The following is a 14,346-nucleotide window of genomic DNA, read 5'->3' on the forward strand; positions in this document are numbered from 1 at the left end:
TCTTCTCAAGAGTCCGCAGGAGCGCACGATGGCTGCAGCAGAATCGAGCCCGTCGTTGTTCGCCGGGCCGCTGGGAGCGGTCGAGAGCAACCCGACCGCCCTCAAGGTGATCCTGGGTGGCAAGCTGCGCGAACTGCGCACGGCCGCCGGGCTCGACCCGTCCGCCGTCGACGACCGCCTGGGCTTCTCCCGTTCCAAGACCAGCCGCATCGAACTGGGCCGGCACGGCTGCAAGCCGGCCGACGCCGTCGCGCTGCTGGAGCTCTACGGGGTGGGCGGCGAAGAGCGCGTCGCCGAGTTCCTGCGGCTCGTGGAGCAGTCGCGACGCAGCGACTGGTGGCGCAGCTTCAGCGACGTCCTCTCGGACTTCTTCGCCCCGCTGGTCGCCCTGGAGGGCGCGGCGGCGACCATCCGTACATACGAGCCGTTCTATGTGCCCGGGCTGCTGCAGACCCCCGCCTATGCCCGCGCGGTCGTCGAGTCGGGGCCCGCGCGGCTCTACGACCACGACGTGCACCGCCGGGTCGAGCTGCGCCAGGCACGGCAGCGCCAGCTCGACCAGCCCGACGCGCCCCGGCTGTGGGCGGTGATCGACGAGTCCGTGCTGCTGCGCACGGTCGGCGGCCCGGAGGTGATGCGCGAGCAGTTCGAGCATCTGATCGCGATGATGCGGGAACCCCGGATCACGCTGCAGATCGCGCCCCTGGACGTGACGGCCTCGGTAGGCGTCGGCACGGGGGTGACCTATCTGCGCTTCGCGCTGGGCGAGCTGAAGGACGCCGTCTACATCGAGCACCTGACCGACAGCACTTTCAGCCAGAAACCGCAGGTCGTGGAGCAGTACCGGGACATGCTCGACCGTCTCGGCGCCTGCGCGCTGACCCCGAGGAAGTCGCTGGCCCTCATCGAGGAGCGATGGGCCGTGCTCTGAGGGCGCCCGGCCCCTGGGGCGTCCGAGTGGCCCGGCACCCCCCTGCACCCCGTCCGCCCCTCCGGGTGGTAGCCGCAGGCGGGAGGGCCGCGCCCGGCCGGCCGGGACGGCACGCCTCAGACCAGCCGGCCGACGCCGCCCCACTCGATCCACTCGTCGGTCTGCTGCACCGGGGCCAGTTCGGTGTCCGGCCGCCAGGTGGAAACCTCCACCAGACCCGGTTCCAGGATATGGAGGCCGCGGAAGAACTCCGTCACCTCGTGCTCCTCCCGCACCCGGCCCCAGTGCCCGCCGGTGGCCTCCGCCATGAAGTCCGTGACAAAGCTCCGGATCTCGGGCCGGTCGCTCACCAGCTGACAGACCACCAGAAAACTGCCCGGCGCCAGGCGCTCGGCGACACGGCGGACGAGGCCGGCGGGATCGTCCTCGTCGGGGATGCAGTGCAGTACCGACACGAACAGGGCTGCGACCGGTCGATCGAAGTCGATCAGCCGGACGGTCTCCTCATGGCCGAGGATGCCCTCGGTGTCCCGCATGTCGGCCTGGATCACCGCGGTGCGGTCGTTCTCCTCCAGCAAGGCCCGGCCGTGCGCCAGCACGATGGGGTCGTTGTCGACGTACACCACCCGCGAATCCGGGTCGACGGCCTGTGCGATCTGGTGCACGTTGTTCTGGGTCGGCAGGCCCGAACCGTGGTCGACGAACTGGCGGATGCCGTAGTCGTCGGCGAGCGTGCGCACCACCCGCTGCAGGAAGCGACGGTTGTTGACCGCGAGCACCCTGCTGCTCGGCGCCTGCTTCAGCAGCTGCCCGCAAGCCTCGCGGTCGGACTGGTAGTTGTCGTCGCCCCCCAGGAGGTAGTCGTACATGCGCGCCACACTGGGCACCTTGGTGTCGATGGCGTCGGGGCTCCACGACTTGCCGTGCATCCAGTCCTCATCCACGTTGTCACTCAACCCGCTGTTCAGGTCGCTGCTCAGGTCGCTGCTCAGGTCGGCACTCATGCCGTTGCCCAGACCGTCGCCCAGGCCGCTCTTCATGCGATCGGGAAATCCGGTCGGGGACGCATATGTTAGGGAGCGACGGGGGGCGGGTACAGGGCGTGCGGGCCGACCAGGGCAGCGGAGGCCGCCTTTCGGCCATGCGCCGTGCGCTCCCCCGGTGGCCGTCCACCCCTGGCTCCCGCGGGGCCCGGCGCCCCGGGGGCCGGCCGCTTCCAGACCGGCCGCTTCCCGAGGAGGAGGCGGGAACACCGTGACGGCCCCGGCCGACGGACCGGCCGTCACGGCACGGACCGGCCCCCGTGCCCCGGTCAGGAGAGGACGTCCCCCAGACCCGTCAGCGAAGGAAGTCCTCCGCGACCGCCTCCGCGACCCGTTCCAGCAGCGGGCCCGCCTGGGCCATGCAGGCGGCAGGGTCGGGCTCGAGCTCCAGCAGCGCATAGGCACGGCGGATTCCGGCGCCCGTGAGCGCCTCGTCGGTGAGCGCCAGCCGCCCGCAGACCGCGACCACGTCGACGCCCTCCGCGCGGGCGGCCGCGGCAACACCGGCCGGGGCCTTGCCGTGGAGGGTCTGCTCGTCGAGTGAGCCCTCACCGGTGACGACCAGGGTCGCCCGGGACAACGCGCCGGCGAAGCCGAGGATATCGAGCATCACCTCGATACCCGGCCGAAAACGAGCGCCGAGGGCGACCAGCGCGGCGTAGCCGATGCCGCCGGCCGCACCGGCGCCCGGCAGTCCTGCCCGCTCGGGGCCGAGCACCGCGGCATAGCGGGCGAGTGCGTCGTCCAGTGCGGCCACGTCCTCGGGACAGGCGCCCTTCTGCGGCCCGAAGACGGCGGGCGCGCCCTTCGGGCCGGTGAGCGGGTTGTCGACATCGCTCGCGAGAATCAGCTCCACACCCTCGAAACGGGCGTCCAGCCCGGAGAGGTCCGCCGTCGCCATGCCGGTCAGCGCGCCGCCGCCGGGACCGAGTGGCTTGCCGTCCACATCGAGGAAACGCGCCCCCAGGGCGGCCAGCATCCCCGCACCACCGTCGGTGGCGGCGCTGCCGCCGACCCCGAAGACGATCGTCCGCGCGCCCGCGTCGAGGGCGGCGCGCAGCAGTTCACCCGCGCCGTAGGTGGTTGCCGTGAGCGGTGCGAAGACGCCCTCGGGAAGCTGCCTCAGCCCGGACGCCTCGGCCATCTCCACCACGGCCGTGGTCCCGCGCAGCGCGTACGCCGCCGTCACGGGTTCGCCGAGCGGGCCGGTGACCTCGGCCTGACGGCGTTCGAACCCGGCCGCCACGGCCGCGGCGACGGTGCCGTCACCGCCGTCGGCGACCGGCAGGGCCTCCACCTCGAGCCCCGGTACGACCCGCCGCAGCCCCGCGGCCACCCGCTCCGCGACCTGCTCGGCCGTGAGCGAGCCCTTGAACTTGTCCGCCGCCACCAGCACGCGTGGGGCCTTCACTGCTCCGTCCGCCACCATCGATCCCTTGCTTTCGAACAGGCAGTCGCGCCGACCCGACCCTATCCGCAGCGGACACCTTTGGAAAGCAGACAGGTTTGGAACCATTCCACTCCCGGGGCGTGGCGGGGCGGGGCGGACCTGCCCGAAAGGGGACTCCCCTGAGCGCACTCGGTCCGGTTCCGGCGCGCGCTCGCCGCGTCCGACGTTCTGACGGCGGGAACGGCTCCCGCCGAGCCGGTCGGCGGCCGCCCGGCGGGCTGAACCGCACGCAGCGGGGGCAGCCCCTGCCTCCGGGCGCGGGCGCGGGGAGAAACCGGGTCGCCCGCCCCGCAGTCCCCTGCGTACGCTCGCCGCATGGCCATGGTCGCGATTCTCAGCGGAGCCGGTATCTCCACGGACTCGGGCATCCCCGACTACCGCGGGCCCAACGGCCTCTGGCGGCGTGATCCGCAGGCCGAGAAACTGGTCAGCTACGCGCACTACCTGTCCGACCCGGAGATCCGCAGGCGCTCGTGGCGCATGCGCCTCGACGGCCCCGTCCTGCACGCCGAGCCGAACGCCGCGCACCTCGCCGTCGCCGAGTTCGCGCGCAGCGGGCACACGCTCCGGGTGATCACTCAGAACGTGGACGGACTGCACCAGAAGGCGGGCGTACCGGACCGCAAGGTCCTGGAACTGCACGGCACCGCACGGACGGTGGTGTGCGTCGGCTGCCGGGCCCGCTCGTCCATGGCCGACGCCCTGGAGCGGGTGAGGGCCGGTGCGGCCGATCCCGCCTGCACGTCCTGCGGCGGGATCCTGAAGTCGGCGACCGTCATGTTCGGCCAGAGCCTCGACCCGGTGGTGCTCGGGGAGGCGATGGGCATCGCCAAGGCGTCCGAGGTGTTCATCGTGGTGGGCTCCAGCCTCCAGGTGCAGCCCGCCGCCTCGCTGGCCCGGATCGCGGCCGAGCACGGGGCGCGGCTGATCATCATGAACGCGGAGCCGACTCCCTACGACGAACTGGCCGACGAGGTGGTCACCGAACCGATCGGCTCGGCGCTGCCCGCACTGCTGCGGCGCCTGCGCTGACGACCCGCCGCCGGTGCGGCGGGATATCCCGACCGGCCAGCGGATGCGGCGGCCGTGCCGGGACGGTACCGCCGCCGCGTCGGCTCAGAAGAGCCCGTCGCCGGAGGCGCCCCGCTCGAAGGCCAGCAGCCGCTGCTTGCGGTCGAGCCCGCCGCCGTAACCCGTCAGACCGCCGGAGGCCCCGACCACCCGGTGGCAGGGGACGATGATCCCGATCGGGTTTCTGCCGTTGGCGAGGCCGACGGCGCGTGCGGCACCGGGGTTGCCGAGCGCCCCGGCGAGCTCGCCGTAGCTGCGGGTCTCGCCGTAGGGGATCAGCAGCAGCTGCTCCCAGACGGTGCGCTGGAAGGGCGTGCCCGCGAGATGCAGCGGCAGGTCGAAACTCCTTCGCTCGCCGGCGAAGTAGCCGTCGAGCTGGCGGATCACCTCGCGGAAGGGCCGGGGGTCGGGGTCGCCGAAGGTCTCCTCGCCGGGGCGGTGGCGCTGCCGGGTCATGTACAGGCCGCTGAGGACGGAGTCCGTGGCGACGAGGGTGAGCGGGCCGTACGGGCTGTCGACGACGGTATGGGTGCGGTTCATGGGTATTCCTCGCGTTCCGTTCCTCAAGGTGTTCGGCTTGTTCGGCCGGCTCGGCTTGTTCGGCCGGCTCAGACGGGGAGACGGTTGATCGGGTGGTCGCCGGTGGCCCAGAGGTACTGGACGGCGTAGGCGCGCCACGGCCGCCAGGCGGCGGCGCGAGCGGTGAGCGCGGCCGGCGTCGACGGAAGTCCCAGCCCGGCGGCGGCGTGCCGGACCCCGAGATCGGTGGGCAGGAAGGCATCCGGGTCGCCGAGTGCCCGCATGGCGATGACTTCCACGGTCCAGGGCCCGAGGCCGGGCAGCTCGGAGAGCCGGGCGCGGGCCTCGTCCCAGTCGCTGCCCGGACCGAGGCGGATCCTTCCGCCGGCGAGCGCCCCGAAGAGCGTGGTGAGGGCGGTCCGCCGGCTGCGGGGGAAGGCGAGGCGCTCCGGGTCGACGGCGGCCAGGGCGCCGGGACCGGGGAAGAGATGGGTGAGGCCGCCCTCGGGGTCCTGTACGGGCGTGCCGTGGGCGGTGACCAGCCGGGCGGCGTGGGTACGGGCAGCCGCGGTGGAGACCTGCTGGCCGAGGACGGCCCGTACGGCGAATTCCGCCGCATCGGGGGTTCGCGGCACGCGCCGGCCCGGCGCCTTGTCCACGAGCGGGGCGAGCAGCGGGTCGCTGCGGAGCTGGCCGTCCACGGCGACCGGATCGGCGTCCAGGTCGAGCATCCGGCGGCAGACGCTGATGGCCAGGGTGAGGTCGCGGTGGTCGGTGAGGGACAGCCGGCACGCGATATGGTCCGGCCGCGGGGCCAGGGACACGATGCCGTGCCCGTTCGGCAGGGTGAGCGTGCGACGGTAGGCGCCTTCCCGCCACTCCTCCACCCCGGGCACGGCGGTCGCGGCCAGATGCCCGAAGAGGTTGTCGGGGTTGAGCGGCGCGCGGAACGGAAGGCGCAGCGTGATGACGCCCGGTGCCGCCGGGAGCGGCGCTCCGCCGCGCCGGGTCGCCGCGCGGTTCCGCAGCTCGCCCGGGGCCAACGCGAACACCTCGCGGACGGTGTCGTTGAAGGTCCGGATGGACGAGAAGCCCGCGGCGAATGCCACGTCAGCCAGGGGCAGCGAGGTCGTCTCCGCGAGGATCCGTGCGGTCTGCGCCCGCTGCGCCCGGGCCAGTGCCAGCGGTCCTGCGCCGACCTCGGCGAGGAGCTGCCGCTCGATCTGCCGGGTCGAGTACCCCAGCCGGGCCGCGAGGCCGGTCACGCCCTCCCGGTCGACGACCCCGTCCTGGATAAGCCGCATCGCACGGGCGACGGCGTCGGCGCGGGCGTTCCACTCCGGCGAACCGGGGCTGGTGTCCGGGCGGCACCGCTTGCAGGCCCGGAACCCGGCCTGCTGGCAGGCAGCCGCGCTGGGGTAGAAGGTCATGTTCCCGGCCCGCGGTGGAACGGCGGGGCAGCTGGGCCGGCAGTAGATGCGGGTCGTCAGCACGGCGGTGAAGAACCACCCGTCGAACCGCGCGTCCCTGGACCGCACGGCCCGCACGCAGCGCTCGGTGTCGGTGTGCATGGACGGACGCACGTCGGAAGGCATGGCTCCAGCATCGTCCATGGTGAGACCGGACGCTGGCGAGAAAACGACATGACGACGGCCAGGGGAGTGCGCGGGGCGGCCCGCCTCGGGTCAAGGCCTGGGCCGGGGCCCGGGAGCCGGAGACCGGGGGCGGTCCAGGGGCCCGCCGGTCGTCCCCCGTGCCGGGACCGTTGGTGATGGGTGGTCCTCGCACCGGGTACGTCGGCCGGTCCCCGGCGCCGGGGGTGTCAGTCACCACAGGGGCGCGGTGCCGGTCTCCTGCCGGGAGAGCCGGGAGACACGGGAGAGCCGGGAGACACGGGGAGTACGGGCGCCTCGGTCCCCTGCGCGGCAGTGCCGGGGAAGCCGGAAGGGCCGGGGGACGTCAGCCCTTCCCCGGCGCCGGGTCTCCGGTACGGGGAGGATGCGGGTGTCGCCGGTGATCGGGCGATCGGCGCGCAGGGCGTCCCACAGGGCACGGGAGCGCGACTCGTGCCAGGGCAGCGTGGATCCCGCGCCCGGCACACGGTGGTCGAAGTGGCACGACCGGGTCCCGCAGGCCGACGGCACAGCCGACATCACACGGGCCCCGCGGAGCGGATCGGCCGGCGGCTTCCGGACGCGACCGGAGCCGCCGGCGCTGCCGCGGGAAGCGGAGAGTGCACACGCCGGGTACGGATCGTCGCGTGGGTCCCGGCTCCCCTTGTGCGGCGGGTGTGCGGCGGGCGTGGGGCGGGCTGCTCCGGCCGGTGTGCCGGAGCAGCCCGTCCACTGACTCCGGCCGGCGTCAGACGCAGATGCTGCCGGCGCAGACGTTGACGTTCGTCGGCAGCACGGTCTTGCCGTAGTTCGCGAGGGTCGTGATGACCGTCGTCTCCAGGGCGCCGATCTGGACGGTGACGGGCGCGTTGACGTTGTTGTCCGCGACGTTGACCAGCGCGATCTCGAGGTCGTTGATCTGGGTGCCGTTGAGGGCGCTGACGCCACCGATGTCGATGGTGATGTCGTTGAGCACGTCGTCGACGGTGATCACGCCGGAGCAGTTCACCCCGACACTCTGGTTCGCGCAGGTGTACGGGTGCGATGAGGATGCGGACGCGGCCGGGGCGAACAGTCCGCCGGCCAGGACGGCGGCTGCGGCGGCTGCGGCGACGCGAGCGATCTTCGGCACAAGCACTCCTTTCGTCTTCGCCGTTTTCCGGCGAAGGGACCAATGGGAACGGGCTCCGCCCGTGGAATCCGGCGGGCCCGCGGAAAACTCTGGCAGAGCCGCGACCGGAATTCAGCACACGTCAGCGACCTTCCCACTGGTAATAAGCTTTGATTCTCATGTGGCTAATTTTTCGAACAACACGCCGTGGCTGACGATCCACTCCAAACACGATTGCGGATGCGAGCACGCCGCCCCCCTCCTGTCCCGGGCGACACCAGCCCTCGAGCCAGGGGATGTCGTGCACATGCCCTCCGCAACGGCGAGGGTCGCACATACGGGCGGGGCTTCGAGAACACCTTCGCCCCCCAACGGGGACGCCTCGGAACCGCCTCGGAACCGCCTCGGAAGCATCACGGATCCGGCGCCGGAAAAGCCGAAGGAAATCCGGCGAAGGAAACCGGATTCCAGCACCCGGGAATGGCGCCGGGTGACGGTGTCGCGGATCGGCTGGACCGAGGAAGCACTATCAACACCGCGGCCTCGCCTGTGAGGAACTCACCACCCGGGCCGCGGTTCACAGCGCCGCGACGGGCGGCCCCGCACGGCTCACGGCGAACGGGACCCGCCCGTCCTGCGCGGAACCCGCGAGGGACGAGCGGCGGCCTCGTATCCGCCGGAGCCCCTGGCCGTCGCCCGGACGCGACGGACCGGTACGGCCGCGGTCTCCGCTCAGCCGAGCTGCCGGGCGAACGCCTGGTACGCCCGATCGTCGAACAGCACGAACCGCACCTCTTCGACGGCGGCCGGGCAGTCGCGCACCGCTTCCACCGCGATCCGGGCCGCGTCGTCCATCGGCCACCGGTACACACCGGTGGAGATCGCCGGGAACGCGACCGTACGGGCGCCCAGTTCGTCGGCGACGCGGAGGCATTCCCGGTAGCAGGAGGCGAGCAGGGTGCCGCGGTCCTCCGTGGTGCTGTGGACTGGGCCGACGGTGTGGATGACCCACCGGGCCGGCAGTCTCCCGGCAGTGGTCGCGACCGCCCGGCCGGTCGGCAGACCGCCGCCGTAGTGGGCTGCCCGCAGCTTCCGGCACGCCTCCAGGACCTCCGGCCCGCCGCGCCGGTGGATCGCCCCGTCCACCCCTCCGCCGCCGAGAAGCGAGGAGTTCGCGGCGTTGACGACGGCGTCGGCGTCCTGCTCGGTGATGTCGCCGCGGACGAGAGTGATCGCGAACTGTCCGGTCATGACCCCATCATGCCCGCTGCCCACCGCCCGCTGCCCACCGCCCACCAGCAGTGCGGCGGCACCAGAACGGGCGACGACTCAGCGTCGGCCGCACAGCCGCCGCCACACCGCCTTGGCCGCGTTGTGCCCGGACATCCCGTGCACCCCCGGGCCGGGCGGGGTCGCTGACGAGCACAGGAACACCGCGGGGTGCGGGGTCCGGTACGGGAACAGCGTCGCCTTGGGGCGCAGCAGCAGCTGGAGGCCGGTCGCCGCGCCGCACGCGATGTCGCCGCCGACGTAGTTGGCGTTGCGCGCGGCCAGTTGCGGCGGCCCGGCCACGGCACGGGCGAGCACCAGATCGCGGAAGCCGGGGGCGAAGCGCTCGATCTGCCGCTCCATCGTGTCCGTGAGATCGCCCTGCCACCCGTGCGGGACATGGCCGTAGGCCCAGAAGACGTGCCTGCCCTCGGGGGCCCGGGAGGGGTCGACCAGGGTGGGCTGCGCGGTGATCAGGAACGGGGTACCGGGAACGCGGCCGCCGGATGCCCGGCGGAGCGCGGTGCCGATCTCTCGGCTGCTGGGACCGATCTGGACCGTTCCGGCGCGGCGGGGCTCCTCGGCCGTCCAGGGCACCGGCCCGTCCAGGGCGTAGTCGATCTTGAAGACGCTCGCCCCGTACCGGTAGCCCTCGTAGGCCCTGCCCAGACCCGCGATCCGCGCGAGTGCCGTGGGCGAGGTGTCGAAGACATAGGCACGGGCGGGCGGCAGATCGTCGAGGCGTTTGATCTCGGTCCCGGTGTGGATCGTGCCGCCGCAGTCGCGTACGTACGCGGCGAGGGCGTCGGAGATCGTCTGCGAGCCGCCGCGGGGCAGCGGCCAGCCGACGGCGTGCGCGGCGAGGGCGAAGACCAGGCCGACGGCGCCGGTGCCGATGCCGGTCAACGGGCCGATCACATGGGCGACGAGTCCGGCGAACAGGGCACGGGCCCGGTCGTCGCGGAACCGGCGCATCAGCCATGTGGAGGGCGGGAGTCCGTCGAGGCCGAAGCGGGCCAGGGTGAGCGGATCGCGCGGCAGGGCGCTGAGCGGCAGGGACATGAAGTCCCGCACGAGGGTGTCCCACCTGCTGAGGTACGGGGTGACCAGTCGGCGGTACGCGCCGGCGTCCCGGGGCCCGAACGAGGCGGCGGTCTCCGCCACCGAGCGGGAGAGGACGGCGGCGGTGCCGTCGTCGAACGGGTGGGCCATGGGCAGCGGCGGCTGGAGCCACTGAAGCCCGTACCGGGCGAGCGGCATGGCGTTGAACGCGGGAGAACCCGCGCCCAGCGGATGCACCGCCGAGCAGGGGTCGTGGCGGAAGCCCGGGAGTGTGAGCTCCTCGGTCCTGGCACCGCCCCCGACGGTGTCCAGGGCCTCGAAGACGGCGACCGAGAACCCGCGACGCGCCAGCTCGGCGGCTGCGGTCAGTCCGTTGGGCCCCGCTCCCACGACGACGGCATCGAGCATCGACGGCACCTCGGGCCTCCTTCGTCAGCCGATGGCCAAGGGGTCCAGGATATTCGGCCGCACCGGCACCCGCGCCGGAGGAGGCGTTTCCCGGACGGAGGAGGTGACGGCGGCGGTGGCCCGGCCGGTGAAGGTACCGGGAGTGCGCGCGGTCGTCCTCGGAGAGGGGGAGCCGGGCCCCCGGGACGCACCGGTCCCATCGGCCGCGGCTCTGACGGCGGGGGCCCTCGGGGCCTTGGCCCTGCCGTGACGGGCGGGCAGGGGCGGCAGGACTCCCCCCGTCACCAGCCCCCTTGGCCCGCCCTCCCGCGCCGGGGAGCCTCCGCCGCTTCTGCCTGCTGCGCGCCCGAGGAGCTACTCCGCGCCGGAGGCGAGGAGTTCGCGGACGAACCGGGCCGTCGCCGCGTCCCGCGCCGCCGTGAACGGCAGCGCGTTGCCGCCGGTGACGCGGAAGCGCTCGCCGGACAGCGTCAGATCCGTGCCGCCTGCCTCCTCCACCAGCAGCAGCCCGGCCGCGTGGTCCCAGGAACTCTCCCAGGAGAAGGCGACGGCCTCGAGCTCGCCGCGGGCCACCGCGAGGTACTCCAGGCCGGCGGAGCCGCACGGCCTGGAGTGGACCCCCTCGGCAGTGAGCGCGAGCAGGGCCGCCTTCTCCCGGGGCGTCGTGAAGTCCGGGTGGGACGTGGCCACCTGGAGGATCTGGCCGGGCTCCGGCGCGCCCGAGCGTATCGCTCTGCCGTCGAGGCGGGCGCCATGGCCGCGGACCGCGACCGCCATCTCGTCCAGCGCCGGCGCGTACGTCCACGACGCGAGGACCTCGCCGTACCGGGCCAGCGCGACGAGCGTGCAGAAGCCCGGGTCGCCGTGGACGAACTGGCGGGTGCCGTCGACGGGGTCGACGATCCAGACCGGCGCGTCGCCCCGGAGCGCCTCGTACACCGCCGGGTCGGCGTGGACGGCCTCCTCGCCCACGACCACCGAGCCGGGCAGCAGGGCCGTCAGGGATGCCGTCAGATGCTCCTCTGCGCTGCGGTCGGCGACGGTCACCAGGTCGTGCGGGCCGTTCTTCTCGACGATCTCGTGGGCGGCGAGCTGGCGGAAGCGCGGCATGATCTCGACAGCGGCCGCCTTGCGCACCGCGTCCTCGACCAGGGCAAGGCGTGTGGACTCCCAGGGGTTTCCCGTCGTCCCGGACAGAAACTCTTCGGTCATGCGTCCAGCTAAGCACGTCGTACCGACAGTCCCGCTGCCGCCCGGTGACCGGTGGGCGCACACCCGGCCGACTCCCGGCGACGCCAAGGCGAACGCCGGGTGCCCGCTCGGCGGCGCATCGCGCGGTCCCCCGCTCCCGGGCGGCAGCCTGCCGCGGCCTCCGCCGGGAACCGGAGTCGCGGCACCGCGGCACGGACCTTCGCACCGGCCCCTCTCCACCCCCTCAACGAGCCGAATGATCACCCTGCGGTGTCGACCGCGACCAGGCCGACGGCGCTGTCGGCAGGGGCCGCGGGCCGGACGTGGTGAGGATGGCGTCGAGGCGACGGCGCCCAGTCGGGGTGCGGCCGGGAAGAGGGAGTGCGGCGTGGCAGTTCGCGTGACGGGTGTTGCGTACGAGGGCGCGGATCCCTTCACCGACGTCTACGCGCTGCCGATCAGCGACACGACGCGCCGAGGTTCCGGACGCCGGAGCACCGGACCTCACCGCGTGCGGTCCATGCCTCGAACCGGAACGCGGAGGGCTTGATCGCCTGCACCACTTCGCGAGGGGCGACCCGAACATGACCGGCCGGATACCGACTCTTTACCTTTCCCCGCCTACTGTTCGACCTATTCTCAAGGGGAGGGATCCACCTATTACCCCATTGAGAGCCCGCATGGTTCTTTGGGTTTTCGGAAGTCCCGGTGAAAACAGGGTCATTGAGCGGTTCTCGGTGAGCCGGTCACGAGGCGTCCAGGGGCGGCGGGAAACTTCGAAGTTGATTGGAAGAACGTAATGAAGCGTCGCGTGCGGGCTCTCGCCTACCCACTCACCGCCTGGGCGGTGGTGATGTCCGTCCTGCTGGCCACTCCGGCACAGGCGGACACCGTGGAGGTCACGGACCTGGAGAACGTCCTCAAGGAGCAGGTGGGCAACCTCACCGCTGCCTATACGGACAAGGTCACGAATTCCAACACCACATTGACCGTCGTGGGAGAGCCCTCGGTCAGTCTGGGCGACCTGTGGTTCGTGGGGACGTCGACCCTGAAGAACTCCACCGGCGCCCCGCTGACCCTCACGAGCGAGAGCTTCACCAAGAGCTTCTCGGACACCGTCACGCACACGGTGACCAAGGGCGTGAGCGTCGCGAACAAGGTGTCGGTCTCGGTGGACATGGGCAAGGCGCTGCACATGGGCACCGACCTCACCACGACCTGGAGCTTCAGCGACTCCCACAGCACCTCGCAGACCCAGAGCGTCAGCTACACGGCACCCTCGCAGAACATCGTGGTCCCGGCGTACTCCACCGCCACGGTCACCGTCCGCCTCCAGCAGGCCATAGCCACCGGCAACGTCGACCTGTCCACCGACCTCGGCGGCACGTTCTTCAGGCTGAAGTGCCTCGGGGATTCTTGTGTCGGGTCCGACCAGTCGCTGTACGACACGCTTGCCTACACACAGGGGACCGGCATGACCATGAACGGCAAGCCTGCGCCGGCGCTGCCCAGCGGTTTCACCTTGAACTCCTCGAAGAAGGCGCTGAGCTTCAAGGGTGCCGGGACCTACCGGGCCAGCTACGGCGCGAACTTCGACGTCGAGGTGTCCACCAGCCCCAACACGGCGAGCGCGCCGGCGGCGCAGTCCTACTCGCTGACCGTTCCGGCGGTCTGAGCACCGGCTGGACCGCGCCGGCTTCACGCAGGCCGCGGCGGTTTCCGGACCCCCGCAGCCATGGCCTGCCGGCGCACCGGTGGGATGCCCGGTTGCGCCTCCCCCTCCTACGGTGGAGACCGCGACCGGAGTGCAGGTCGTTTCCCTGCGAGAGGCCGCACTGCCACCTTGGGCAGTGCGGCCTCAGGGGATCACCCAAGTGCCGGATCGGCCGATCCCTCCCGGATCCCGGAAGACTGGACCGGTCCTCTTCCCCGCTCTGCAGGTGCCTCGCGGGGGCTTCCTGATCTGCCCGGCGAGGCGCAGGCACGACGAACGCGGACCGCCATGCGCTCGACGCCCCTCCCAATGCCTCGCCAGAACAACCTGGTTGGGCTCAACCGGCCGTGGCAGAACCCTCGCACCAACGCCACCAGAGCGGCAACAGGCGATCAGGAGCTCTGAAGTTTACCTGAGCATCCGCCAAGACCGCCGGGGAACGGTCGATTCACGGGGTGGATCGAAGCTCAGTCGTCAAGAGAGCTGTAGAGCGTAACCAACAGCTTGTTGAAGTCCGAGGGGTCCAAACTCTCCGAGAGGGTCTGCAGGAGGGGCTGCGCCACCGGGTCAGCAATCTTGAAGGTCAAGGTCAAGCTGTCAGATGAAGACAGGTAGGCGATCATGCGCCCGTCACTGCCCTGTACCGTCCGCCACGTCCGGGGTCCTATGGGGTGCGCGATCCGGCGGCCGTCGGCACCCTCGTCGGTGATCCGTCCGGTGTACGGGTAGGTAATCATGCGCCCGTCACTGCCCTGCTCCGTCCGCCAGTTCCTGGGGTACGCGATCCGGCGGCCGTCGGCACCCTCACCACTGATCCACCCGGTGTACGGGTAGGCGATCATGCGCCCGTCACTGCCCTGCTCCGTCCGCCAGTTCCTGGGGTACGCGATCCGGCGGCCGTCGGCACCCTCACCACTGATCCACCCGGTGTACGGGTAGGCGATCATGCGCCCGTCACTGCCCT

The 14,346-nt window shown here is 72.1% G+C and carries 12 protein-coding genes; 3 read left to right on the top strand and 9 right to left on the bottom strand.

The window, feature by feature from the left end:
• The first annotated feature begins 28 nt into the window (after positions 1-28).
• Entirely contained in the window at positions 29-931 is a 903-nt protein-coding gene (locus tag SCWH03_RS25490) for a helix-turn-helix domain-containing protein (protein WP_173266805.1), read from the top strand.
• 116 nt (positions 932-1,047) lie between these two features.
• On the opposite strand, the gene SCWH03_RS25495 is transcribed toward SCWH03_RS25490, so the two are convergent.
• Together SCWH03_RS25495 and SCWH03_RS25500 are read right to left on the bottom strand one after the other, a co-directional pair.
• Positions 1,048-1,860 (bottom strand): SAM-dependent methyltransferase, encoded by an 813-nt coding sequence (locus SCWH03_RS25495; protein WP_173266836.1) that lies wholly within the window; start codon positions 1,858-1,860, stop codon positions 1,048-1,050.
• A gap of 409 nt (positions 1,861-2,269) precedes the next feature.
• On the bottom strand, positions 2,270-3,385 hold the full coding sequence (locus SCWH03_RS25500) for a glycerate kinase (protein WP_173266807.1): 1,116 nt from the start codon (positions 3,383-3,385) through the stop codon (positions 2,270-2,272).
• Positions 3,386-3,739: 354 nt separating this feature from the next.
• Here SCWH03_RS25500 and SCWH03_RS25505 point away from each other — a divergent pair, with 354 nt between their 5' ends.
• The gene (locus tag SCWH03_RS25505; protein WP_173266808.1) at positions 3,740-4,456 is read left to right on the top strand and encodes an SIR2 family NAD-dependent protein deacylase; all 717 of its coding nucleotides are present in this window, start codon (positions 3,740-3,742) and stop codon (positions 4,454-4,456) included.
• 84 nt (positions 4,457-4,540) lie between these two features.
• Here SCWH03_RS25505 and SCWH03_RS25510 read toward each other — a convergent pair whose 3' ends face one another.
• From SCWH03_RS25510 to SCWH03_RS25535, 6 genes are all read right to left on the bottom strand, one after another.
• The gene (locus SCWH03_RS25510; protein WP_173266811.1) at positions 4,541-5,035 is read right to left on the bottom strand and encodes a methylated-DNA--[protein]-cysteine S-methyltransferase; all 495 of its coding nucleotides are present in this window, start codon (positions 5,033-5,035) and stop codon (positions 4,541-4,543) included.
• A 68-nt stretch (positions 5,036-5,103) separates the two neighbouring features.
• Entirely contained in the window at positions 5,104-6,585 is a 1,482-nt protein-coding gene (locus tag SCWH03_RS25515) for an AlkA N-terminal domain-containing protein (RefSeq protein ID WP_173266838.1), read from the bottom strand.
• A 790-nt stretch (positions 6,586-7,375) separates the two neighbouring features.
• Positions 7,376-7,759: a preprotein translocase subunit TatB gene (locus SCWH03_RS25520; RefSeq protein ID WP_173266814.1), complete on the bottom strand. Its 384-nt coding sequence runs from the start codon at positions 7,757-7,759 to the stop codon at positions 7,376-7,378.
• Between the two features lie 711 nt (positions 7,760-8,470).
• On the bottom strand, positions 8,471-8,989 hold the full coding sequence (locus SCWH03_RS25525; protein WP_173266816.1) for an O-acetyl-ADP-ribose deacetylase: 519 nt from the start codon (positions 8,987-8,989) through the stop codon (positions 8,471-8,473).
• 78 nt (positions 8,990-9,067) lie between these two features.
• Positions 9,068-10,486 carry a phytoene desaturase family protein gene (locus SCWH03_RS25530; protein ID WP_173266818.1) on the bottom strand — a complete coding sequence of 473 codons (1,419 nt, stop codon included), beginning with the start codon at positions 10,484-10,486 and terminating at the stop codon, positions 9,068-9,070.
• A gap of 345 nt (positions 10,487-10,831) precedes the next feature.
• A complete protein-coding gene (locus SCWH03_RS25535; protein ID WP_173266820.1) occupies positions 10,832-11,689 on the bottom strand; it encodes an inositol monophosphatase family protein in 858 nt (285 codons plus the stop codon).
• Positions 11,690-12,467: 778 nt separating this feature from the next.
• Here SCWH03_RS25535 and SCWH03_RS25540 point away from each other — a divergent pair.
• Positions 12,468-13,343, top strand: a complete 876-nt coding sequence (locus tag SCWH03_RS25540) for an ETX/MTX2 family pore-forming toxin (RefSeq protein ID WP_173266822.1) — start codon at positions 12,468-12,470, stop codon at positions 13,341-13,343.
• 506 nt (positions 13,344-13,849) lie between these two features.
• Here SCWH03_RS25540 and SCWH03_RS25545 read toward each other — a convergent pair.
• On the bottom strand, positions 13,850-14,346 hold a 497-nt coding region (locus SCWH03_RS25545), incomplete at its 5' end, for a hypothetical protein (protein ID WP_216854801.1).

Origin of the sequence: Streptomyces pacificus, from assembly GCF_011766325.1 — a bacterium.
Taxonomy (GTDB): Bacteria; Actinomycetota; Actinomycetes; order Streptomycetales; family Streptomycetaceae; genus Streptomyces; species Streptomyces pacificus.

What these genes read in the sequence shown, in the direction of transcription:
- SCWH03_RS25490 (WP_173266805.1), top strand. Translation starts at nt 29, where the DNA reads ATGGCTGCAGCAGAATCGAGCCCGTCGTTGTTCGCCGGGCCGCTGGGA.
- SCWH03_RS25495 (WP_173266836.1), bottom strand. Translation starts at nt 1,860, where the DNA reads ATGCACGGCAAGTCGTGGAGCCCCGACGCCATCGACACCAAGGTGCCC.
- SCWH03_RS25505 (WP_173266808.1), top strand. Translation starts at nt 3,740, where the DNA reads ATGGCCATGGTCGCGATTCTCAGCGGAGCCGGTATCTCCACGGACTCG.
- SCWH03_RS25510 (WP_173266811.1), bottom strand. Translation starts at nt 5,035, where the DNA reads ATGAACCGCACCCATACCGTCGTCGACAGCCCGTACGGCCCGCTCACC.
- SCWH03_RS25515 (WP_173266838.1), bottom strand. Translation starts at nt 6,585, where the DNA reads ATGCACACCGACACCGAGCGCTGCGTGCGGGCCGTGCGGTCCAGGGAC.
- SCWH03_RS25525 (WP_173266816.1), bottom strand. Translation starts at nt 8,989, where the DNA reads ATGACCGGACAGTTCGCGATCACTCTCGTCCGCGGCGACATCACCGAG.
- SCWH03_RS25535 (WP_173266820.1), bottom strand. Translation starts at nt 11,689, where the DNA reads ATGACCGAAGAGTTTCTGTCCGGGACGACGGGAAACCCCTGGGAGTCC.
- SCWH03_RS25540 (WP_173266822.1), top strand. Translation starts at nt 12,468, where the DNA reads ATGAAGCGTCGCGTGCGGGCTCTCGCCTACCCACTCACCGCCTGGGCG.